22 protein-coding genes and 2 pseudogenes are annotated in these 20850 nt (G+C 69.2%); 17 read left to right on the top strand and 7 right to left on the bottom strand.

The window, feature by feature from the left end; all coding sequences use genetic code 11:
• Positions 1–23 precede the first annotated feature (23 nt).
• Complete coding sequence (locus tag ACIQR3_RS30385; RefSeq protein WP_403543846.1) at positions 24–563, top strand: winged helix-turn-helix domain-containing protein; 540 nt, start codon at positions 24–26, stop codon at positions 561–563.
• Positions 479–1045, top strand: a complete 567-nt coding sequence (locus ACIQR3_RS30380; protein WP_403543880.1) for a transposase — start codon at positions 479–481, stop codon at positions 1043–1045. Before ACIQR3_RS30385 ends, ACIQR3_RS30380 begins: the two co-directional genes overlap by 85 nt.
• Positions 1046–1055: 10 nt before the next feature.
• Here ACIQR3_RS30380 and ACIQR3_RS30375 read toward each other — a convergent pair whose 3' ends face one another.
• The 5 genes and pseudogenes from ACIQR3_RS30375 to ACIQR3_RS30355 form a co-directional block, all read right to left on the bottom strand.
• Positions 1056–1496, bottom strand: a complete 441-nt coding sequence (locus ACIQR3_RS30375) for a nucleotidyltransferase domain-containing protein (protein WP_403543845.1) — start codon at positions 1494–1496, stop codon at positions 1056–1058.
• 227 nt (positions 1497–1723) lie between these two features.
• Positions 1724–2214 (bottom strand): annotated as a pseudogene (locus ACIQR3_RS30370) (winged helix-turn-helix domain-containing protein); the annotation flags it as partial.
• A 1211-nt stretch (positions 2215–3425) separates the two neighbouring features.
• Complete coding sequence (locus ACIQR3_RS30365; RefSeq protein WP_403543844.1) at positions 3426–4307, bottom strand: aminoglycoside phosphotransferase family protein; 882 nt, start codon at positions 4305–4307, stop codon at positions 3426–3428.
• Positions 4304–5323 (bottom strand): hypothetical protein, encoded by a 1020-nt coding sequence (locus tag ACIQR3_RS30360; protein WP_403543879.1) that lies wholly within the window; start codon positions 5321–5323, stop codon positions 4304–4306. Before ACIQR3_RS30360 ends, ACIQR3_RS30365 begins: the two co-directional genes overlap by 4 nt.
• A gap of 156 nt (positions 5324–5479) precedes the next feature.
• Positions 5480–5707 (bottom strand): annotated as a pseudogene (locus ACIQR3_RS30355) (helix-turn-helix domain-containing protein); the annotation flags it as partial.
• Here ACIQR3_RS30355 and ACIQR3_RS30350 point away from each other — a divergent pair.
• Both ACIQR3_RS30350 and ACIQR3_RS30345 read left to right on the top strand, forming a co-directional pair.
• A complete protein-coding gene (locus ACIQR3_RS30350; protein WP_403543843.1) occupies positions 5635–6327 on the top strand; it encodes an ATP-binding protein in 693 nt (230 codons plus the stop codon). The pseudogene ACIQR3_RS30355 and the gene ACIQR3_RS30350 sit on opposite strands and share 73 nt — an antisense overlap.
• A 45-nt stretch (positions 6328–6372) precedes the next feature.
• Positions 6373–6570 (top strand): DUF5999 family protein, encoded by a 198-nt coding sequence (locus ACIQR3_RS30345; RefSeq protein ID WP_403543842.1) that lies wholly within the window; start codon positions 6373–6375, stop codon positions 6568–6570.
• A gap of 62 nt (positions 6571–6632) precedes the next feature.
• On the opposite strand, the gene ACIQR3_RS30340 is transcribed toward ACIQR3_RS30345, so the two are convergent.
• Both ACIQR3_RS30340 and ACIQR3_RS30335 read right to left on the bottom strand, forming a co-directional pair.
• Positions 6633–7553 carry an SUMF1/EgtB/PvdO family nonheme iron enzyme gene (locus tag ACIQR3_RS30340; protein WP_403543841.1) on the bottom strand — a complete coding sequence of 307 codons (921 nt, stop codon included), beginning with the start codon at positions 7551–7553 and terminating at the stop codon, positions 6633–6635.
• A gap of 9 nt (positions 7554–7562) precedes the next feature.
• Positions 7563–8342, bottom strand: coding sequence for an aminotransferase class IV family protein (locus ACIQR3_RS30335; RefSeq protein WP_403543840.1), 780 nt, complete (start codon positions 8340–8342; stop codon positions 7563–7565).
• Between the two features lie 420 nt (positions 8343–8762).
• Between ACIQR3_RS30335 and ACIQR3_RS30330 the strand changes: the two genes are divergently transcribed.
• The 13 genes from ACIQR3_RS30330 to ACIQR3_RS30270 all read left to right on the top strand — a co-directional run bounded on the left by ACIQR3_RS30330 (position 8763) and on the right by ACIQR3_RS30270 (position 20821).
• Positions 8763–9371 (top strand): hypothetical protein, encoded by a 609-nt coding sequence (locus ACIQR3_RS30330; RefSeq protein WP_403543839.1) that lies wholly within the window; start codon positions 8763–8765, stop codon positions 9369–9371.
• A complete protein-coding gene (locus ACIQR3_RS30325; RefSeq protein WP_403543838.1) occupies positions 9368–11299 on the top strand; it encodes a glycoside hydrolase family 15 protein in 1932 nt (643 codons plus the stop codon). The genes ACIQR3_RS30330 and ACIQR3_RS30325 overlap by 4 nt, the downstream gene beginning before the upstream one ends.
• An 8-nt stretch (positions 11300–11307) precedes the next feature.
• The gene (locus tag ACIQR3_RS30320; RefSeq protein WP_403543837.1) at positions 11308–12807 is read left to right on the top strand and encodes a sensor histidine kinase; all 1500 of its coding nucleotides are present in this window, start codon (positions 11308–11310) and stop codon (positions 12805–12807) included.
• A 72-nt stretch (positions 12808–12879) separates the two neighbouring features.
• Positions 12880–13404: a roadblock/LC7 domain-containing protein gene (locus tag ACIQR3_RS30315; RefSeq protein WP_403543836.1), complete on the top strand. Its 525-nt coding sequence runs from the start codon at positions 12880–12882 to the stop codon at positions 13402–13404.
• The gene (locus ACIQR3_RS30310; RefSeq protein WP_403543835.1) at positions 13401–13808 is read left to right on the top strand and encodes a DUF742 domain-containing protein; all 408 of its coding nucleotides are present in this window, start codon (positions 13401–13403) and stop codon (positions 13806–13808) included. Before ACIQR3_RS30315 ends, ACIQR3_RS30310 begins: the two co-directional genes overlap by 4 nt.
• 49 nt (positions 13809–13857) lie before the next feature.
• Entirely contained in the window at positions 13858–14445 is a 588-nt protein-coding gene (locus ACIQR3_RS30305) for a GTP-binding protein (protein ID WP_403543878.1), read from the top strand.
• A 47-nt stretch (positions 14446–14492) separates the two neighbouring features.
• The gene (locus ACIQR3_RS30300) at positions 14493–15080 is read left to right on the top strand and encodes a GAF domain-containing protein (protein ID WP_403543834.1); all 588 of its coding nucleotides are present in this window, start codon (positions 14493–14495) and stop codon (positions 15078–15080) included.
• Between the two features lie 90 nt (positions 15081–15170).
• Positions 15171–16427, top strand: a complete 1257-nt coding sequence (locus tag ACIQR3_RS30295; protein ID WP_403543833.1) for an acyl-CoA dehydrogenase family protein — start codon at positions 15171–15173, stop codon at positions 16425–16427.
• 129 nt (positions 16428–16556) lie between these two features.
• Positions 16557–17303 (top strand): hypothetical protein, encoded by a 747-nt coding sequence (locus tag ACIQR3_RS30290; RefSeq protein WP_403543832.1) that lies wholly within the window; start codon positions 16557–16559, stop codon positions 17301–17303.
• Positions 17300–18550 (top strand): GntR family transcriptional regulator, encoded by a 1251-nt coding sequence (locus tag ACIQR3_RS30285; RefSeq protein ID WP_403543831.1) that lies wholly within the window; start codon positions 17300–17302, stop codon positions 18548–18550. The genes ACIQR3_RS30290 and ACIQR3_RS30285 overlap by 4 nt, the downstream gene beginning before the upstream one ends.
• Positions 18547–19023 carry a DNA-binding protein gene (locus ACIQR3_RS30280; protein ID WP_403543830.1) on the top strand — a complete coding sequence of 159 codons (477 nt, stop codon included), beginning with the start codon at positions 18547–18549 and terminating at the stop codon, positions 19021–19023. The genes ACIQR3_RS30285 and ACIQR3_RS30280 overlap by 4 nt, the downstream gene beginning before the upstream one ends.
• Positions 19020–19667: a hypothetical protein gene (locus ACIQR3_RS30275; protein ID WP_403543829.1), complete on the top strand. Its 648-nt coding sequence runs from the start codon at positions 19020–19022 to the stop codon at positions 19665–19667. The genes ACIQR3_RS30280 and ACIQR3_RS30275 overlap by 4 nt, the downstream gene beginning before the upstream one ends.
• A 5-nt stretch (positions 19668–19672) precedes the next feature.
• A complete protein-coding gene (locus ACIQR3_RS30270; RefSeq protein WP_403543828.1) occupies positions 19673–20821 on the top strand; it encodes a GntR family transcriptional regulator in 1149 nt (382 codons plus the stop codon).
• The last annotated feature ends 29 nt before the right edge of the window (positions 20822–20850 follow it).

Below are 20850 nucleotides of genomic sequence, written 5' to 3'. Positions count from 1 at the left end.
CGGGACGTCGGCGCCGGGAGTCGGTGCGGATGCAGGCGGCCGAGCTGTTCGAGCAGAAGATCAAGCCGCCGGAGGTGGCACGGCGTTTGCGGGTGAGCCCGAAATCGGCCTACCAGTGGCATCAGCTGTGGCGGGACGGCGGTTGTGAGGCTCTGGCCTCCCGTGGCCCGAGCGGGTCGCGATGCCGTCTGTCGGCGCGCTGCTTGGAGAAGCTCGCCGGGTATCTCGAGCAGGGTCCGGCCGCGCACGGCTGGGTGGAGGATCAGGTGTGGACCGCGACGCGGGTGGCCACGCTAATCGGCCGGAAGTTTCACGTCTCGTACAGCGTCTCGGGTGCGACGAGGCTGATGCACCGGCTCGGCTTCAGTCCGCAGGTCCCCGCGCGGCGGGTCGCCGAGCGCGACGAGAGGGCTGTCACCGTGTGGAAGGAGGCGACCTGGGCGGAGGTAAAAGAGTCCGGGCGGCCTGCGGGGGATACATCTGCTTCGAGGACGAGGCAGGCTTCCCCCGCCGACCGCCCAGGGGACGCACCTGGGGCCGGCGCGGCCACACCCCGGTCGTGACGGTGAGCGGACGACGCTCGGGACGGCTGTCGGTGGCCGGGCTGATCGCGATGCGGCCCGGCTCCCGGACCCGACTGTGCCACCGTCTGCGCACCCACCGAGCGGGCAAAGGCAAACGTCGCAGCATGGGCGAGCGGGACTTCATCGCACTCGTCGACGGCGTCCACCAGCTCGTCAAGGCGCCCATCGTGCTGGTGTGGGACCGTCTGAACACCCACGTCTCCCACGCCATGCGTGAGCTGATCGCCGAGCGTGAGTGGCTGACGGTGTTCCTGCTGCCCGCCTACTCACCCGACCTCAACCCGGTCGAGTGGGTATGGGCGCACGTCAAGCTCAGCCTGGCCAACCTCGCCGTGGTCGCGCTCGACCGGCTCGAAGCCCTCGTCCGTACCCGGCTCAAGCGCCTTCAGTACCGCCCCGCCACCCTCGACGGCTTCATAGCCGGAACCGGCCTGACCCTCGACGATCCGGCCTCACCCTGACGAGCTGAAGTCAGTAGCAGGCGGCGAGAAGGTCGGCAAGGATGCCTGCCGGGTCGTGCAAAACCCGGGCACCGTCGGTGACGACACGATGCGTCCCATGATCGACGGGATCTGTCTTTGCCCACGTCGGAGAGCCGATGCCCAGCTCGACTTCCAGGCCGGAGGCCGTGGAATAGCGTCGTTCTGTGATCGGTCCCCACGGCTGGGTGCGGATCAGTTCGCCCAGGCCGAGTTCCACGGTCCAGGCAACCTCACGGAGATATCGGGACTCGTCCGTGGTGAGCAGGACGACGTCGATGTCCGAGTCCGGTCGCGCGGTGTTGCGGGCGCACGATCCCACCAAAAGCAGGCCGACGATGTCTTCGCGGCCCCGCGCCCAGCGTGTGATCCGGTCGATGACCTCGTTGATCTCAGCGACCCGCTCCGGCGACAGTGCGGTCGAAAGGTTCACTGACTGATCGTCGCGATGCACCTCGAATGTCCCTCACCGAATAGCCGGCACCGACATCGGACAGCTTCTCAGGCTGGCGCCGCGACAGCCACCACCGGCGCCAGCAGAGGCCACGATGGCGCAGGCCCAAGCCGACGGAATCGCTCCACATCATGCAATGCAACGGCCCACGGCCTGGGGAATTACGTGACCACAGCGGTGGGGAATTGCGTGACCATCGACAGTCCGGAGCGGATCCCGACCTGGTCGGCGAACAGAACCTCGCCGCCGTCCCTCTTCGCCTTCGCCCGGATCGCCGGTCATGCCTCCTCGTGCCAGCGGCGTACGGCCTCCGGGTCCTGTTCCACGGCCCGCTTGTCCGGATGCTGGAAGGACAGCCCCCACCGCCTCAGATACTTGCCCACCCCGGGATCGGTCAGCCGCACCCGGTACAGCTTCACGATCAGCTCGCCGACCAGCCGCCGCGTCCACAGCTGCCCGCTCAGGCCGACGTCGCAGGGTCGATGATCGAGCACCGCCTGCCGCACGGCTGCCTGCTCGGCCTCCCCGAGCACCTGGTGCACGCCCACCGGCTTGCCCCGCGGCCGCATGACCAGCGCCTCACGGCCGCCCGCCTGCCACTTCGCCCACCACTTGTCGACCGCCTTCAACGACACCCCGAAGACCGCCGCCACGTCCTCACGGTCCCGCCCGCCACCAACGCGGCCACCGCCCGCAACCGCAGGGCCTCCTGCGCCGACGGCGACAGATGCCGCGCGTCCCCCACCAGATCGCTCACACTCCACCAACGACCCTGTGACTGAGCACTTCAGTTGGCCAGTGAGCACGGCAGATGGAGCTCCGGGCACGAAGTGCTCAAGACGGCTGTGGTGCGGGCCGTAGGACCACTTTTGAGAAGTGCCAGCAGGACAGGGCGACTGCGGTCGTAATCCACACCACTCCCAACCACGGGTACGCCACGTCTCCAGCACAGTCGTCTGGATCGACCCCGTCCACACGGCACCGTGGCGGCGTCCCGATCGCTGCCTGCACGGGCCAGGCCAGGACCATCGTGGCGACCAGCCCGCTGACCGCTCCGAAACTGCCCGCTGCCGTGCAGCGGTCCCACCGACCGTCCGGCTGATGAGGTGCGGGACGGTAGAAGGCAGCGATCTGCAGCGCCAGCGCAGTCCCCAGAGCGAAGCTCAGCCAGTCGTAGCGTCCATCACCCAAGGACAATGTGATCACTGCGGCGAGGGCGGCTGACCACAGCGCCGCCTGATCGATGGCTCCCCTGTTCAGCTGAGTCACCCAGCCCCTCCCCCCGGTGCCCCGTCGTCCGTATGGAAAGACTAGGGATGGAAAAGGCCGTGCAGGCACCGAAGGTCAGGGCATACCCCGATCGGGGTATGCCCGAAGCCAACCGGGAAGCTCAACTGGCCAACTGAAGCACTCAGTCACAGACCCAGAACCCAAACCGTTTCGGATCAATAATGATCACGTCCGAGACCAGCACGAGCGCGTCAATCTCCAGCCACACCAGCGGCCCGACCTGCGAGTTCAAGATGAAACGATCTCATTGGGGTGCCGCACCCTGGATTCTCCAGGATCTCCGCGTCGGCGGAGAAGCCCCGCAGGCGCGGGGAGCAGGAACCGCGGGCTGTAACGGTCCCGTCGGCAGGGCACCCCCGCCTTGGCGGGAGGGCCACAGGGCGGCCGGGAAGCTGGCCGAGTCCCGAAAGCGGGCAGCCCCGCGTCGGCGGCCGGCGCGAGGAGCTGGGATGAGGTGCCGTTCTGGGCCCTGGCGTGGGCCCCGCACACGGCCACCGTCTACTCCCGTACGGCGGAGCTGGACGAGCGCGCCCGCGTCTTTCTCGAGCACCACCGCTGATCCACCGACACTGGTCTCGGTTTTAAGGGGCACACCACCCGAGCAACCCTGTCAATGGCCTACATAATCCCCTTCCAGCGCCACGGCGGCGCCCCAGCCCGGCCCCGCAGGCAGTCAACGCGGTATTGCGCCTCGCTCCGCCACTCCGGGCGGGTGGCGGCGTGCTGAGCGGCATAGGTTGCCATCCGCAACTGGCGTGCACCAGCGAAGAGGTCATACCCTTCCCACGCTGTGACATCGGTGCCGTAGGACTCACAGAATGCGGCGTACTCCTTGGCGGACACCGCTCCGGTCGTGGTGAGCTTCACTGCGGTCGACACCAGATCCCATTCCGGCGGGCCGAACGAAGCGCGTTCGAAGTCCATGAGTATGGGGCCAGCCTTTGTGCGCGCTACATTGCCGACCCATGCATCTCCGTGGACTACGCACTCCGGCAGGCCCTTCGGCCTTGAAGCCCACTGGCTCTGGAGATCATCGAGTCGACCGTGCAACCACTGCCGGTCGCTGTCGGACAGACTGCTCGCTGCGTCGATGCGCTCTGTCAGCCGGACGAACGGGTCCAGCTCGCCCAGCAGCAGGTCTGGTTGCGGAAGGGCGTGCAGGAGCTTGAGGAGCACGACGACATCGGCAACGGTGCCGATGTCATGCGGTGGCAGTTCCTGCCAGAAGGTCACTGGGTGCCCGTTTGCCGTTATCGGCTGCCGCAGATCGAGGGCACGTACGGCCGGTACGCCATGGTCGTCCAGCCAGCGGGCCACTTGAACCTCGCGTGCGGCGGCGTCGGACTGCCCCGGCCGGGTGATACGCACCACTACTCCGCCGGGGAGACGCCAGACGGCGTTCTCGGCGATTCGGATCGGTTCGGCGTCGGTCGCGTCGAGGCCGGCGGTGAGGCACGCCTCCTGAAGCGCTTTTTCGACGGGCGTGTTCGATGTGGTCACGCCTGCACCGTAGTCGCGATGCGTTCGCGTAGATCACCAGCCTCGGAGAGGCGCCGGTGCTGTCCGGCGAACCGGGCGAGTTCACGCAGGTCGTCGGCGGCCCGGCACGAGGTTAGCTTGCCGACGTTGTCCAACGCGTGATGGCCGAGCACGACCGCGTGCCGTGGGTCGTCGCCTTTGGCCATGATCAGGGACGCGAGCTTCGTCTGGGAAATGGCCCGCGAGCGGGCGAAGGCGTTGCCGTGCCCTTTCACCGCGATGTTGAAGCGGCGAGCCGCTTGCCCCGGATCCTCGTCTGCGTGAATTGCGAGATCGAACAAGGCGTGCGCGGTGTCCCCATGGTGCTGGGCGTAGTCGTAGTACGCCATCCACGGAGGATCCTCGGCTGGGTTGGACCGTTCGAATGCCGCGTCGGCTTCTCCTACGGCACGCAGGGTGTTGGCCACGTCATGCATCTTGGCGAAGGCGCGGGCCCGGGCGGTGTGCAGCATGGCCTGCTCGGTCGCGGTCAGCCGGTCGGAGCGCACCAGGCCCTTCTCCGCGTGAGTGAGTCCTGTGTCGGGGTCCCCGATCCAGATTTCCTGCCGGGCCATGAACGAGTACGTCTTGGCACGCAGGTGCCACTCACCGGCTTCTTCCGCGCACTCGGCGGCAAGCCGGAAGCTGACGCGCGCATCGTCGTGGGCGTACGCGTCGAACTGCGAGGCGCCGACAACGATTCCTAGCCGGGATACGGAAGCCAGCAGTTCGAGCCGTAGTGGCTCGGGGCAGGGTGCTGGCAGCAAACTGGCGCCCCATGTGATGGCGGCGCGAGCGAGTTCTCGTACCGCTCCGCCGCCTCCGTACTCGTTGTCCTGGCGATGGATGACGTCCGCCAGTGATTTCAACTGCGCGATCTCGCGCGAGCTGATCTGCGCCGGGACCTCCCGGGCAGCGGTTGGGGTGACGAGGCGGACGAGATCTATGGGGGCGATGGCGGCAAGGCCGCTTGTGGCAAGGAAGGCGCGACGGTCCACAGAGGCAGGGCTCCCACTTGGAGGTCTGGTACTACCTCCGTCCAGGGTGCGGCCTCCATGGACCTGAACCGACGCATCCGACCTTCCAGGGGACGAACTTTCCGTTTCATGCTGACGCTTTTCCGTTTGCCCGAAGACCATCCCCCACGCCCTGCTGAGAACACCCCCCGTCTCCAAGACCTGGTCGAGGCGCTCGGCCAAGTCCTTCGAACAGGTGGCAGTTCCTTTCTCGATCTTCTCCAGAAGTGAACCGCTGACCTGCACTTTCACACCCAACTCGGCGTGCGTGAGAGGGCCGCGCAGTTTTCGCCATGTCCGCAGTTCATGGCCGAACCAATCGCGTGGGGACGCCTCCGGGGTCAACTGCTTCTCGGGTCTTGGCATGGGCTGTCCTCGCTTGCGAAACGGAAGATCTCGGTTTCCGAATCAAGATCTGCACACGGTTCTGTCGGCCTGGCTCAATGGTTGCTGACGGCCGCCACCCCAGTACACACCGCCTCTGGTGCCCGTTGGCAAGCTTTCGTCGAACGAGGGGCTCCCCCGTGATGGCAGACCTGATGAGGGCGCGACAGCCCATCGCGTCAGGCGCAAGCGCGATGATTCGGATGCGCTCGGGCACTTGCGAAGTTGACGTTGCTCTGACAGCCGCGGTCGTCTCGGGCGTTCGAGACCTCATGAGCGCGTGCCTACGTCTTTGGGGCCTGGACGAGCTTGAGTGGCGGGTCAGTCTTACCGCGTCCGAGCTGTTGACCAATGCCTTCCAGCACGCCCGCAGGGAGGACGAAGACTCGGTTCCCGTGAGAGTGGTCCTCACTTGCACCCCTGACGGCATCTTTCTCAGCGTCAGCGACCCTCACCCTCAGCACCCGGCACCTGTATTCGCCGACGACGAAGACGAGAGCGGGCGCGGGTTGAGGCTGGTCAAAGCGTTGAGCGACGGATACGGCTGTTCCGCCACCACGCATGGCAAAGACGTCTGGGCCACCATCCTGCGCACGGCGTAGCTCCAGCTACCCCCTTTCCAAACGGATCCCGAAAGGAACAGCAGCATGTGCCGGCACTTCCCACCGTGTCCCACGGCCGAGGCAGCCGACCGGGAGGCTGCGCGGACCATCGCGCACCATCCAGATCAGGGCTGGAGCTTGTTGTGCAACGCGGTGCTGTTCTTCGAAGACACCGGTGAGCTGCTCCCCGATGGAACGGTCGTTCCACCGTCTCGGGCTCCCCTGCCGCAGGTGGCATGCTGATGAGCGAGTCGGTATCTCGCGGCCATCGGCGCCAATGTGGCTGGCCTGTCTCAACGCCCATGTCACGTCGGCGTGGTGCAGCGGAAGCCCGTGTCGTTGTCCTGCATCGCGGCGCTCGCCGTGTTGTGCAGGGCCGGCGTCGCTCGCTGGAACGGGGATGTGAACGCGGAACCCTTCAGGTGGTACCGGCCGCTGCCGTGTCCTTCCTCCGTGGAGCACCATTCCCAGACGTTGCCGCACATGTCGAAGACGCCGTACGGGCTCGCTCCGGACTGGTACCGGAAGACCGGCGTGGTGGTGTCTATGCCGGTCTCGGCGACGTTGCACTTGGCGGCCGTGGGCTCGTTGCCCCACGGGTAGATCCGTCCCCTGGGGCCGCGGACTGCCTTTTCCCATTGCTGGGCGGTGGGCAGCGTCTTGCCAGCCCAGCGTGCGTACGCGGTGGCGTCGTGCCAGCTCACCCACACGACGGGGTGGGTGGCCAGGTCGGCGGGGCAGCGGCCGTTGGGCCAGTGCCGGGGTGGGCGGTGCCCGGTGGCCTTCACGAAGCGTTCGTAGTCGCTGTTGGTGGTGGGGTAGACGTCGATGCGGAACGCGTCCAGCCACAGCGAGCGGTTGTCGGCGCCGGCCAGGTGGATGCCCTCCTCGACGAGGACCATGAGCTTGCCGTCGCCGGGGTGCCGGCTGGTGCCCGGGTCGCGGCGGAGGAGTTCTTCGACGTGTTCGTCGTTCTCGGCCGCTGCCCGTTCGGTCAGTGCCTCGGCGAAGCGCTGCTGGGTGTCGGGTTCGGCTCTGGCCAGCAGCGTGTCCAGCGCGGCTTGGTTGGGCAGGCTGAGGGTCACGGTCTCGGACCGCCCCTCCCATCGGCTGATCTGGCGTGGATGGACGCCGACCAGATCGGCGAACTCCCGCGCGTTCAGGCGCATCGCGTTACGCAGCAGGCCAGCCTCGCGACCGGTCCACTTGATGACCACCGCCGCCATGGCTCCGCCTTACGGCCTCTCGCCGGAGATGGACAGGTAGGTCTGCCGAAGCTGGTCCAGCGCGAGGTGCTCCGTGGGCATGGGGGTGTCGTCGATCGCGGCGATGGCGCGCACGCCGACGCTGGTGTTGGTCGCGAACGCGGCGGCCATGCCCTTGGCCTGCTCCAGGGTGACGGTGGCGAACCGGTGCTCGGCGCGCTGCTGGAGCAGCGCCATCGTGACTCCGGACAGTGCGGGGGCCTGCGGCCACACGATGGTGCCGTTCTGGTCGACGAAGCCGATGTTCCAGGTGCCGCCTTCGCTGACGAGTCCGTCGCGGCCGACGAACAGAGCGTCGTCGTAGCCGGCGAGCTGAGCGGCGCGGCGGGCCTGAAGGGCGCCGAAGAGACCGACGTGCTTGACCTCGGGGAGGTCGCGTTCATACGGCGTGCTCAGGGCCCGCAGAGGCGCCGGAGGCATGGCGCCGACGGCGCGCACGGTCACCAGGACGCCCGGTTCGCCGTTGCCGGCGGGATGCCCCAGGTCGGCGGTCGGGTCGTAGACGGTGACGCGGACGACACAGGGCTGCGTCCGTCCCTCCAGGGCCTGGCGGACGTAGGTGCGGACGCGTTCGGTGTCCAGGTCGGCGCCCCACACCGCCTTGCAGTCCTTGGTCAGGCGTTCCATGTGCAGGGCCAGGCCGCGGATCTGGCCGTCGTCGACGCGCATCGAGGTGAAGTGGCCGACGTTGACCAGGGCCAGGGCCAGCAGGTCGTCGGTGGTGACGGACGTTCCGTTGAGTGTCGCCATGCCGCCCAGGATGACAGGAGGACCACCGTCAGGAGCACTGGAACAGAGGTTACTGACGGGTCAACGTCTCTTGTAGGTCGTTCCCATGGCGCCATCCTCGGGTGTTCTCTAGTCACCCTCCGGACACGCATGGTGACCGGGGGGAGAGTGCGGACTGCTTGGCGGTCCGGCTCAGCCATCGGTGTGCCTTCCATGGCCCACGCTGCGCAAGCCGTCGAGGCGTCCTTCTCCCCGAGCGCGTTCCGCGTCGCCGGGACACCGATTCTGCCAGTCCCACACAGGAGTTACGTGATGATCCCCTTGATGGCCACAGTGGTGGGCCGTCGCCGGCAGTGCCGTCGCGGGGCGGGCCGTGACCGCCTTGGACCGGTGTCCCCCAAGGACAGGCTGGCAGCGGCGTGTGCTGCGGCGGACCAGACTGTGGCCCTGGTTCTCGACGAGGACGCGCCCTTGCCCGAGACCGCCCGCGATGTCGAGGACCTCGTCAGCCGGCTGCGAGGGCACGTGGTGCAGCTCGGTCCGTTCTTCCCGGCGGGCAGTCCCGTGCTCACGCACGCCCAGCGGATGAGCGCGTCCGCCACCCCGGAGGAGTACGTGCCCTCGCGGGTGCATCTGGTGCGGCTGGCCGAGGAGGTCCAGCACTTGGCCGAGGAGGCCCGGCACAGCGTGCAGGTCAGCACCTCAGCTCCGGTTTGCCCGTGGGCACGGCCGAATCGTCACGCCGTGCGCCTGGCGGTGTTCGCGCTGGCGCTGGGCACGGTGGTCATGGCCGCGTCCGTTCCGCGTGACGCTGCCGCGCAGACAGCCGCCAGCGGCACGGCGTGGGTGGCGGTGATCGTCGGTGTACTGACGGTGCTGCTCGCGCTCGGCCACAGACCACCCCAGCCTCCGCCTCGTGTCCCCGCAGTGAACGGCCGGCCGGTCATCGCCCCTGCCACCCAGCCCGGTGGCGGAACCGATCCGTTCCGCACGGAGCGCGAGCTCATCCCCACGCAGCAGGCAAGTGCTACGGAGAACTTGACGCGATGAAGCGCTCCCCTCATATCGAGCAGTACGGCCTGATCGGCGACATGCAGACCGGCGCCCTGGTCTGCGATGACGGTTCGGTCGACTGGCTGTGCCTGCCCCGTTTCGACTCACCGGCTGTCCTGGCCGGCCTGCTCGGCACGCAGAAGCACGGCACCTGGCGGATAGCCCCCGCCTCCGCCGCCGCCGCCCCCGGTCCCCGGACAGCTACCACCCGGCAGTACCAAGGTCCCTCGCTGGTACTGGAGTCGGAGTGGCGAACCGACACCGGCACCGTGTGGGTCACGGACTTCATGCCGCCGGACGAAGGGCCGCCCCGGCTGATCCGGATCATCGAGGGTGCCTTCGGCACCGTACCGATGATCTCCAGCCTGCGCCCGCGCCCCGGCTACGGCCGTGTCAGCCCCTGGATCTTCGAGGCGGGCGGGCGGATGGCCGCCGTGGCCGGCACGGACGCCCTCTGGCTGGACACTTCCGTGGAACAGGTGGAGAAGGACGGCGCGGTCGTCAGCTCGTTCACCGTGGCCGCCGGGCAGACCGTGGCGTTCGTGCTGAGCTGGGCTCCGTCCCACGCAGCTCCGCCTGAAGTCCCGGACCCCGACGCCGCGCTGCGCGCCACGCACGCGTTCTGGCGGGACTGGGAGCGGCAAGGCACCTACACGGGGCCGCACCAGGGGGCTGTCGTCCGGTCCTTGGTCACGTTGAAGGCGCTGACGCACCGGGCGAGCGGGGGGATGGTCGCGGCGCCGACCACGTCGCTGCCCGAGGAGATCGGCGGTGGGCGGAACTGGGACTACCGCTACACCTGGCTGCGGGATGCTTCGATGGCGGTGGCGGCCCTGCTGGGGGCCGGTTACCGGGACGAGGCACGGGCGTGGCGGCGGTGGCTGCTGCGGGCCGTGGCCGGTGACCCGGAGCGTGTGCAGATCATGTACGGGGTCACCGGGGAGCGTGACCTGCCGGAGCGGGAGCTGCCCTGGCTCCCGGGGTATGAGGGGTCCGCGCCCGTCCGGGTCGGAAACGGGGCCGCGGACCAGCTGCAGCTCGACGTGTACGGCGAGGTGATCGAGGCCCTTTACCTCGCCCACCAGGGCGGCCTGCCTCCCTGCGCCGACACCGCGGTCCTGCACCGGCAGCTGGTCGAGCAGTTGGTGCGGCGCTGGCAGGAGCCGGACGAGGGCATCTGGGAGATCCGCGGGCCGCGCCGGCACTTCGTGCATTCGAAGGTGATGGCCTGGGTGGCGGTCGACCGGACGGTCCGCCTGGCCGAGGCCGGCGCCCTCGACGTCGACGTGGAGCCCCTGATCGCGCTGCGCGAGACGATCCACCGCGAGGTGTGCGCGAAGGGCTTCGACCCGGTACGCAACACCTTCACCCAGTCCTACGGTTCCCGCGAGCTGGACGCCGCCCTACTGCTGATCCCCCGGGTCGGTTTCCTCCCGCCCGACGACCCGCGCGTCACCGGCACGGTAGACGCGGTGCGCCGCGAACTTGCCACTGACGACGGGCTGGTTCACCGGTATCAGACGGCCGGGGGACGGGCTGGGGTGGATGGTCTGGCCGGTGACGAGGGGGCGTTCGTCCTCTGTGCCTTCTGGCTGGTCGACGCCCTCGCGCTGACCGGCCGCCGCACCGAGGCCCGCGCGCTGTTCGACCGGCTCCTGGAGCTGCGCACCGATCTGGGACTCCTGGCCGAGGAGTACGACTCCTCCCGAAGGCGACAGCTCGGCAACTTCCCGCAGGCGTTCAGCCATATCGGGCTAGTCCAGTCCGCCCAACTGCTGACGCAGCTCGCGATCGCCCCGTCCCCAGCCCCGGACGGAATACCGATGGACCCGATCATTCCGCTTCGCGCATGGCGCGCCCAGCGCATGAGCAGCGACCCGCCCAACGGCCAGCTCGCCCAGATCTCTTCCGTTTCTGATCGTTGAGGATCCTCATGTCCGACAGCGTTGTCCCCGCCCGGCCGGTCTCGCACGGTCACCGCAGACGACGGCCTGAGCGCGACCGGGCCCAGCTCCTGCACATCCGCCGGGCCGTACTGATACCCCTCTTGCTGCTCACCGCACTCGCAGGCGCCGCGCTTGCCCTGTGGCTGATGGGCCTGTCCCATGGCTGGATCCTGAGCGGCCTGGCGTGCGGGCTGCCGGCAGTGGCTGCGGTGGCCGTCCTCCAAGTCCGTGCCGCCGCCGGGAGGGTGCACGTGGCGGCCGTCAAGGCGCAGGCGGCGGAGCTGTCCGTGGTCTCGGACGCGGTGGCAGCCGCGGAGAAGATGCTGCTGTGGTCGGCGGAGGAGCTGTGCCGCGGAGCGCGACCGCCGGTTCCCCAGCAGCAGGCGCCGCGGTCGGCCGGCTCAGCCGCAGGGATCGAGACCGCCCTTGGCGAACTGCAGTTCCAGGCCGTGGCGTCACTGATCCGCGTCCACGACGCGTCGCAGTCCATGGTCCTGCTGGAAGTGCTGCGCCGCCTGGCCCAGCGCGAGCACGCGCTGGTCGGCAAGGCACTGGAGGCGCTGAGTCGGCTGGAAAACCTGACCGACGACCCGGAGCTGCTGGACACGATCTTCCAGATCGACCACCTGGTGACCCGGATCCGCCGGCAGGTGGAGAGCACCGCGGTCCTGGGCGGTCAGTCCCTGCGGCAGATGCGGCAGGCGGTCTCGGTGACCCTCGTGCTGCGCGGTGCTGTCTCGGAAGTGATCCAGTACCCGCGTGTCGCGGTCGCGGCGGGATCCGTCGGGGCGGAGCTGGGGCTGCCCGGCCATGTGGGTCCGGACCTCACCCATCTGCTGGCCGAGCTGATCGAGAACGCGTGTCAGTGCTCCGACCCGGCCACCAAGGTGACCGTGAGGGCGCAGCGGGTGTCGGCCGGGCTCGCGATCGAGGTGGAGGACCGTGCGCTTCCGATGCCGCCGGAGATGCGTGAGCGGATGAACGGTCTGCTCGCCCAGCCTGACCAGGTCGATGTCAGCGGCCAGGTCCGGGCCGGGCAACTGGGCCTGCTGGTCGGGGCCAAGATCGCCCAGCGGCACGGGATCGCGGTCCGGCTGCAGGAGAACCCGACCGGAGGCACCACTGCCCTCGTGGTCGTGCCGGCCAAGCTTCTGGTCCCGATCACTCCCACCCGCGAGTCCAGCGGCCCGCTCCGCGACGCCGTCCCCCAGCCCCCGGCCGGGGCGGCGGACGGCAACACCTCAACAGCCCAGCCGCGTTCCTCCGCCTCTCCCGCCGCCCGGCCCCTGCCGGTCAGAGCGCGGGCAGCCGACGACAACGTGCCGGATCTCCCCCAGCGTGAGCGCCGGCCCGGGACTTTCCGCCCGTCGGCCGAACAGGAACAGCCGCAGGTTCCGGCCGCGACACCCGGTCTGGCGGCGGCCTTCCGCAGCGGTCAGCGAGCCGGCAGGGGCACGCCTTTGCCCTCCACCGCGCGCCAGCCCTGACGCGTCCGGTCCCCCGTTCCCGGTGGCCGGCCACGTCCGTCGGCCCTTCCCCCCTCTTCTGGAGCGATACCTATGACCACCACCCGTGAGACCGAGACCAGTCACCTCACCGGCAGCCATGCTCTGCCCGCGTCCGCCACCGCGCCGGGCAGCCAGGCCAGCGACCTGGCCGGATTCTTGGAGCAGTTCGCCGCCGACACCTCCGGGGTCACGCACGCCGTGCTGCTGTCCCGGGACGGAATCCGGCTGGTGGACAGCGGCGTCGACAAGGACTGGGCGGACGAGCTGGCCGCCGCGATCTGCGGAGTCGCATCGATCTCGGCGAACATCACCGGACCGACCTCGTCGAAACGCCCGGCGGGACAGATCATCATCGAGCGGGACGACTGCCTGTTCTTCGTGCAGAACGCCGGCAGCAGCTCGGCGTTCCCCAACCACCCCGGCAACGTGCGCGGAGTGGTGGACACGATCCTGGCCGTCATCACCACCGCAGACGCCGACGTCGGCGGCGTCGGCTTCGAGATGAGCCGCCTGGTCGACCGGTTCGCCCCGTACATGGACATCCCCGTACGCACCGCGGGTGTGGAGCCCCGGTGAGCGCACACGGCAGCGCGGAGCAGGAGTCCGGGTTCGTACGGACCTACACGCTCACCGGCGGCCGTACCCGGCCCCGGCACCGGCTGGCCCTGGAGACGGTGCTGGAGACCGGGCCCAGGCGGCCCGGCCCAGGCCAGGCCGAGGAATGCCAGCAGATCGTCGCTCTGTGCCGGGATCACCGGCGTTCGGTGGCGGAGCTGGCGGGCCTGCTCGGCCGGCCCGTCACCGCGGCCAAGATCCTCGTCTCCGACCTCCTGGACGCGGGCGCCCTCCTCGTGTCCGTCACCGACGTCTACACCCCGTCCGAACAGGGCGCCCGACCGTCCCCCCAGTTGCTGGAGGCCCTGTCCGCGGGCCTGAGAAGGAAGTGGCCCGATGCCATCGCCTACCCCCAGGCCGGCTGATCCCGCCGTGCCTCTCGACGCCCCGGCGCAGCATTCCGGCGTGCCCGCCGTGCTGAAGATCGTGATCGCCGGCGGGTTCGGCGTGGGCAAGACCACCGCCGTCGCGGCCGTCAGCGAGATCACCCCCCTGAGCACCGAGGAATACCTGACCGAGGCCGGCACCCAGGTGGACAGCCTCGCGGGCGTAGAGGCCAAACAGACGACCACGGTCGCCTTCGACTTCGGCCGCCTCACCCTGACCGATCCCGTCCCCATGGAGCTGCTGCTGTTCGGCACGCCGGGCCAGGACCGGTTCGTGGACCTCTGGTACGACCTCGCCCGGGGCGCGGTCGGCGCGGTCGTCGTCGTCGACACCCGCCGCCTGGACAGCAGCTTCACCGCCGTCAGCTTCTTCGAGGACCTCGGCCTGCCCTTCGTCGTCGCCGTCAACGAGTTCGACGGCGCACACCGCTACCACCCCGACCAGGTCCGCACCGCCCTCCAACTCACCGACCGTGTCCCGGTCGTCACCTGCGACGCCCGGCACCCGAACCACGTCGCCGGAGTCCTGCTCACCCTGATTAGCCAGGCCCTCACGAGGGCACCGGCCGGCCTCCCGCACCCCGTCTCCCCTACCGCCCTCCAGGACGTCTCATGACCCACCAGCCTCCGGCCTTCCCTCCCCCTGTCACGGACAGGCCCACCATGCTCCTGCCCCGACGCCTGGCCGACTCCCCCGCTCGGCTGTCCACCACCCGGTCCCAGCCTGGCAGGCCACCCGCGCAGCAGCATGCCGAACTCCATGCACGGCATGACCTGATCCAGCGCCTGGGCCTGCCCACCAGCGCGCACCAGGACTTCGACCACTTCGCCGAGGACCTGACCGAGCGGACCGGCTTCCTGTACGGCTTCGTCAACCTCTTCCTGGAACAGCAGACGTTCATCGGTTTGCACCAGCCGCCCCCGGACAGCGGATACGTCATCGTCGGCCGCACCATGAGTCTGGAGCACGGCTGGTGCCCGGAGGTCGTTGCCCGCCAGAAGGCGTTGCCGCTGCCCGATGTCCACGCCAGTCCCCGCTTCAGCGGCAACCACGTCGTCGACGCGGTCGGCATCCGCTCCTACTTCGGCGCCCCCCTCATCCATTCCAGCGGCATCACCCTGGGCACGGTGTGCGTCATCGACCCCGACAAGCGGTCCCTGGATGACGCCCGCCGCCTGCGGGACATCGTGATCGACACCGGCAACCAGGTGATGCGGCACATCGCCCGCACCCGCGCCCCCTCGCGCTGACCCCGATTTCGCCACCCACGCCCGGGAACCGCCCCACGGATCCCCGGCCGCCCCACCGTGCGACTACCGCCCAGGGAGAGGGAGACGACCATGACCGCCACGCCGACCACGCCGCCCCCGGCGCTGCGCCCTTACCTCACCGCCCGTCACGAACTGCTGTGGCAGGAGGCCGACGCGTTCGCGGCCGAACACGTCGCACCGCGCACCGCGCGGATGGAAGCCGCTCCCGGCAGGGTGGAGCGCAAGGTCGCGGAGCTGATGGCGGCGCGCGGCTGGTTCGCCGTCACCGTCCCCGCCGGCTTCGGGGGGCTGGGCGCCGGTCACGTCGCCAAGACCGTGCTGGTCCACCGCATCGCCCGCGTCTCGGCGGCTGCCGCGGCCATCTTGCAGGCCACGCTGATCCCGGTCGGCGGTCTGTCCCTCTTCGCGTCCCACGAGCAGAAGGCGCGCTGGCTGCCGCGGGTGGCGGACGGCTCGCTGCTGCTGTCGATCGCTGTGACGGAGCCGTCCGCCGGCGGGCACATCGGCGGCATCGAAACCACCGCTACCTGGGACGGCAAACACTGGGTGATCACCGGCAGCAAGGTCCACATCGGCAACAGCCACCTCGCCGGCGCCCACCTCGTCGTCGCACGCACCGCCGAAGCCGGGGTTTCCAGCTCGCAGGCGCTGACCGCGTTCCTCGTGGAGTCCGACCGCAAGGGGCTGACCGTGGCCGGCCACCGGCCGGGACTCGGTCTGCACGGTTTCTCCGCCGGCCGCCTCGACCTCGACCATGTCCGCGTCCCCGCAGACAACATCGTCGGGGAAGTCGGCCAGGGCCTGCACGTGGCCCAGGGCAGCAGCATCCTCTACGGCCGCCCCAACCTGACCGCCCTCAGCCTCGGCATCCACGAGGCCGCCGTCACCACCACGACCGCCTACCTCACCACCCGCCCGCGCTACGGCGGTTCGCTGGCCGACCTGCCCGCCCTGCGCGACCGCATCGGCGAGATGGAGGCCCGCCTGCGGGCCGCGCGGATCCTGGCCTACCAGGCCGTGCACCTCCTCGACGAGGGCCTGCCCTGCGACGACGCCGACCTGATCAACGCCAAGTACCTCGGCCACCAGTGGGCCGCACAGTCCGTCCAGGACGCCATGGAACTGCACGGCGCCCAGGCCCTGGACACCGACTACCCGCTCCAGCGGCCGTGGCGCGACATCCAGCACACCTACCCACCCGCCGGCACCGGGGAAGTCCAGCGCATACGCCTGGCCGACGCCGCCCTGGGCGAGGCCCACGTCCAGTGGTCCCAACGCCTCGCCGCCGAAACAACCTGGGCCCACCCCGGCCCCACCGCCGCATAAGCCCCCGCACACGGCAACCCCGTGCATCCACACCGCCGCGTGCGGGCCGGTGTCGTCGGCCCTCGTCCCTCGCGAGGGCCGACGACACCCCTCCCTACCCGACCGTCAACGCAGCCGAGGAAGACACCCGTGACCACCAGGACCCAGTCGGCACCGCCCACAGCACCGCAACCGGCCGCCGCGCTGGAACAGCACCTCGAAGGCGCGCTCCACCGGGCGCATTTCGCGGCGCGGGCCAACCTGGCAGCCGACGGCGCAGCACTCCAGCTCACGATGCTCAGCAGCCAGACGCCGTTCGACCGCACCATCGAGGCCGCCACCACCTGGCTGTCCAGCGCCGGCATCGACGGCACCGCCACCTTCAACGAGGCGTACGACATCGTCCTCACGCTACCCACGGCCACCGCGATCCACCGGCTCGTCGCCGTCCTGCTGGAGCCGCGCATCCGCGCCCACACCACGGCTGACAACCTGGCCGAGCTGTTGTCCGCCCACGGGCTGCCCCACCACGTCCGCCTGCAGGGAACGAGCACCATCGAGGTCACGTTGGCCGACGACGACCTGAGTACGACGGTCCGCTTCGCAGACCGGCTCGGTGCCGCCGGCATCGACGCGGGGCTCACGTTGGACCGTCCTCGCGGGATGCGCCGGCTCGCCGAGCGGCTCCAGTGGCTGGTGACCGGCACCGTAGGGAGCACCGTCCACACGGCAGCAACCCCGGAATGCGCCCACTCCCCCGACCTCATCACACTCGACCTGACCCTCGACCAGGCCCAGAGCCTGACCCAACGCCTGCGCCCCGCCGGCGAAGACCACGGCACCACCACCGGTGCCGACCGGTCAGCGGGCCCCACGGGTGCCGGAGGAACGGCATGACCAGGCCCGCCCTCACCCCGGCTTCCGCGGCAACCGGCTTGGCGGAGAGCCGCTACCGCGAACTCCGCCGCGCGCTTCACTCCCTGCACAGCAAGTCCGCTCGGTTCACCGGCCAGACCCCGGCCGGCCTCGCCCGGGACCGCGAGACCGTATGGGCTGCGATCGACCCGTGGCTGCCGCTGGCCCAGCAGCGACTGAGGGAGGCGGAGCACTCTCCCTGCGACCAGGCACGGTGGCGCACGAACATCCAGGAAGCCAGCCGCCCGGCCACCAAGGACTGCATCCTGCCGCAGCCCGACATGGTCCTGCTCGTCAGCGCGGCACGACGTCTGCTGCGCGCATTGATGGAAGCCGAGCGGCCCGGTCCCGGCGTCCACGAGATCGCCGAGAGAATACGCCGCGCCATCCACGACGGCGACTACCCCTCCGGAAGCACGCTGCCCCTGCGCCGCGTCGCCCAGGACACCGCCGCCACCACCCTCGAACGCGTCGAGCTGGCCCTGCAAGACCTCCAGTGCGAAGGACTGGTCACCATCAGCCCGTCCCGACGGACCCGGGTGACCGGCAGCACGGTCACCCAGAGCCGACCGGAGCAGATCGCGGTCTGGCTGCGCTTCCTCATCCGCTCGGGCGTCTACCCGCCCGGCACGGCCCTGCCGTGCCTGCAGACGCTGGCCCGGAGCCTGGTCTCCTCAACACCTGACGTGGTCAGCGCCCTGCGTCTGCTGGCCGACCAGCAGGTGCTGGCGGTCCGCCACGGCAGACGCCCTGTGGTCCGCACCACCCTGCCGTTCCCCGTGGCGAATCCACCGGACCTTGACGGCCTCACCCGCGAACTGCGTGAGCGTGCCGCACCCGGCCCGCCGCCGACCGCCGAGACCGTCCTGGCCGCCTGCCGGCAGACCCACGCCTGGTGGTCCAGCCGGGCCTTCCCACCGCGCCGGGAAGTCGACGTCCACTTCACCACCCTGATCACCGCCTGCGCCGGCCTGGTGGACCAGGCCATCACCCGGCCCTTTGGCCACCGGGACATGCAGGCCCTGCTCCGGCAGACGGCCGTCACCGCGCTGACCGCACAACCCACGGCCGAGTGGGAGCGGACCTGGCGCTCAGCCTGCCTGGGCGCCCTCGTCCGCGACCTCCACCTTCTCCACACCACCCCCCGCCCGCAGCTGCAGGCCCCCGCCGCCGCCTCGCCGGTGACGGCAGACCTCCGCGCCGGACATCAGCTTGGACCTTCGACATGACGACCAACTCTCCCCTCACCCCCCTGCCGCCGGCCCTGCTCCGCGTCGCCCAGCACCTCGTGGACGGAACCGCCCCCCGCGACATCGCCGCCAAGACGTGCCTTACAGCGGAGACCATCCGCCACTACCTGCGTCAACTCCGCGAGCACCTGAACTGCCCGCCCCGCAGCAAGCCGCCGGTCATCGTGCACGCCCTTCTCGCCACCCGACAGCTGCCGCCTCCCGCAACGGGCCGGCCGGCGCCGGAACTACGTCTCCAGGAGCACCGGCTGCTGAAGGCCGTCGCCGAGAACAGCAACTCCGCCGACATCGCCAACGCCTCCGGCATCGCGCCCGCATATCTCCCCTCCGCCCTCAACGCACTACTTGCCAAGACCAGGGCGAGGGACGTCACCCAGCTCATCGTCCTGGCCCACGCATGGGACCTGTTGAACGCCGGCCACAGCAGCACCGCAACAGGGGCGGCACGATGAGCAACACCACCTCCAGGTTCAAGCGCACGCCGCCGGTGGCTGCCCCGTACGAGATGCGCCTGCTTCTCACCGATGCCGAGCGGACCGAGGCCGGCGCGCTCGTCGAGGACCGCCTGCGCTGGCTCACCCTGCGTGGCCTGCCCGTACCGATGCGTCCGGACATCCCCGACGTGTACCGGGAGGCAAGCAGTGCGTGCCGCAAAACGGCGGGCCTGTTCGAGGACGATGTCTTGCTGGCGTGCCTGATCTTGGACTCCGACCCCGCTCTGGGGCACTGGGGCCGCGACGGTGGACCGTCCCTGTTTCTCGGCCACGTGCACACGCTCCCAGCCCACCCGGACGACGCCGTGCGCCTGATCACCCTGTGGGCCTCCGACCACGCCGCCCGACTCAACCTGCCCTGCGTCCGTGCGGAGGCCCTCGCTCGCCGCGACCTGAGCATCGACCCGATACGCCCCTTCCTCGACCGCCTGGAGGATATGGGCTGGACAGTTCGCGGCACGGGTCCCGGAACCGACGGCGAACGAGTGGCACGCCTCGAACTCGCGGCCGAGCTGCGGCCAGGGCTCACATCACTGATCGACTGTTCCGTGCCCCTGCCCCGCCAGCCCGTCCTCAACGGCAGTGGGCGGTACAGCCAATGAGTAACGTGAAGTCGCAGCAGGCCACCCTTTCGAACACAAACAGCCGCCGTGACTCCGAGCAGCGCCGCGCTCTCGACGAGCAACCACCAAAGGAACGGACACTGACCGGACCGGCCAGAGAAAAGGCACGGCAACTGGCGGATATCCTGCGCATGCGCATACAGACCGGAGAATGGCCGCCGGGCCACACTTTCAGCCACGCTCAACTGGCCGAGGAATTTAGTCTGGCAATGCACCAAACCCCCCATGTCTCAGTCCCAGCCGTTGTCACGCTCCGCCAGGAAGGGCTTCTTGAGTCCCGCCCGCGCGTAGGCATACGGGTATGCATCAAAGGAAAGTCGTGGAGTCCAGAAGGCGACCAGCCGAACCTCCCCCACGACATGCACATAGAAATGGTGCTCAAACATCAGCTCCACAAGGGCTTCTACAAGCCTGGAGATCGCTTCCCGTCTATTCGCGCCCTAGCAGACGAATTCAAGGTGTCCGATGCGACAGTCCGCAAAGCCTTGCGAGCCATGCAGGAGCAGGGGCTGCTGAAACTTCGCAACGCCAACACCAGAATCGTCTCCCCATCAGTGGCCGAGATGCCGCCGGAAAACTTGTTGCGCCCTCCTGTACGCCGCAAACCCGGCCGAGCGAAACTGCTCGCCTTCGGCGAACAGCGCTCCCTGGCAGAGTGGGTACGGGATCCCCGATGCCTCGTCGACCACCGAGTGTTATACACCCGGTATTTCTACGGATGGGATCTTGAATTAGCGATACAAACGCCCAAGACGATCCGAGCCCGGCGTAACGCCAACGACGTACCGAAGTCGCCCAATGGCCGCGCGCTTACAGGCAGAGACAAGGCGACCGGACTGAAGAACACCATCCGGACCGGTGCCGCCGATGGAACCTATCCGCCAGGACACGTCATCTCCTCCGTTGACCTTTCTCTCCGCCTGAACCTGCTCGAAGAACACGTCCTTCACATCCTCTGCGAATTGAATGAAGAGGGTCTGCTCGCCTATCATTCCGGCGTTGGCTATTACATTCCGAACGACAACAAAAAACTTGGACGGAGATCAGCGGAACCCAATTCCGAAGAAGCCGGCCAGGCTAGTGAAAGTACTCGTTCCAGTCGATCCTGCCACGACCGAACGGGCAGATCTTGAACCCTTGCCTCCCCCGTCGTGCCCTCGAC

The organism is Streptomyces sp. NPDC090994 (assembly GCF_044768905.1).
Lineage (GTDB): Bacteria > Actinomycetota > Actinomycetes > Streptomycetales > Streptomycetaceae > Streptomyces.
Note: the sequence above shows the minus strand (reverse complement) of the source record. Positions and strands in the feature narration are given on the sequence as shown.

Excerpts from the sequence above, each read along its gene's own strand:
- ACIQR3_RS30300 (WP_403543834.1), top strand. The coding sequence starts at position 14,493 with ATGCTCCTGCCCCGACGCCTGGCCGACTCCCCCGCTCGGCTGTCCACC.
- ACIQR3_RS30335 (WP_403543840.1), bottom strand. The coding sequence starts at position 8,342 with ATGGCGACACTCAACGGAACGTCCGTCACCACCGACGACCTGCTGGCC.
- ACIQR3_RS30280 (WP_403543830.1), top strand. The coding sequence starts at position 18,547 with ATGACGACCAACTCTCCCCTCACCCCCCTGCCGCCGGCCCTGCTCCGC.
- ACIQR3_RS30285 (WP_403543831.1), top strand. The coding sequence starts at position 17,300 with ATGACCAGGCCCGCCCTCACCCCGGCTTCCGCGGCAACCGGCTTGGCG.
- ACIQR3_RS30345 (WP_403543842.1), top strand. The coding sequence starts at position 6,373 with ATGTGCCGGCACTTCCCACCGTGTCCCACGGCCGAGGCAGCCGACCGG.
- ACIQR3_RS30275 (WP_403543829.1), top strand. The coding sequence starts at position 19,020 with ATGAGCAACACCACCTCCAGGTTCAAGCGCACGCCGCCGGTGGCTGCC.
- ACIQR3_RS30295 (WP_403543833.1), top strand. The coding sequence starts at position 15,171 with ATGACCGCCACGCCGACCACGCCGCCCCCGGCGCTGCGCCCTTACCTC.
- ACIQR3_RS30320 (WP_403543837.1), top strand. The coding sequence starts at position 11,308 with ATGTCCGACAGCGTTGTCCCCGCCCGGCCGGTCTCGCACGGTCACCGC.
- ACIQR3_RS30325 (WP_403543838.1), top strand. The coding sequence starts at position 9,368 with ATGAAGCGCTCCCCTCATATCGAGCAGTACGGCCTGATCGGCGACATG.
- ACIQR3_RS30340 (WP_403543841.1), bottom strand. The coding sequence starts at position 7,553 with ATGGCGGCGGTGGTCATCAAGTGGACCGGTCGCGAGGCTGGCCTGCTG.
- ACIQR3_RS30350 (WP_403543843.1), top strand. The coding sequence starts at position 5,635 with ATGTCCGCAGTTCATGGCCGAACCAATCGCGTGGGGACGCCTCCGGGG.
- ACIQR3_RS30315 (WP_403543836.1), top strand. The coding sequence starts at position 12,880 with ATGACCACCACCCGTGAGACCGAGACCAGTCACCTCACCGGCAGCCAT.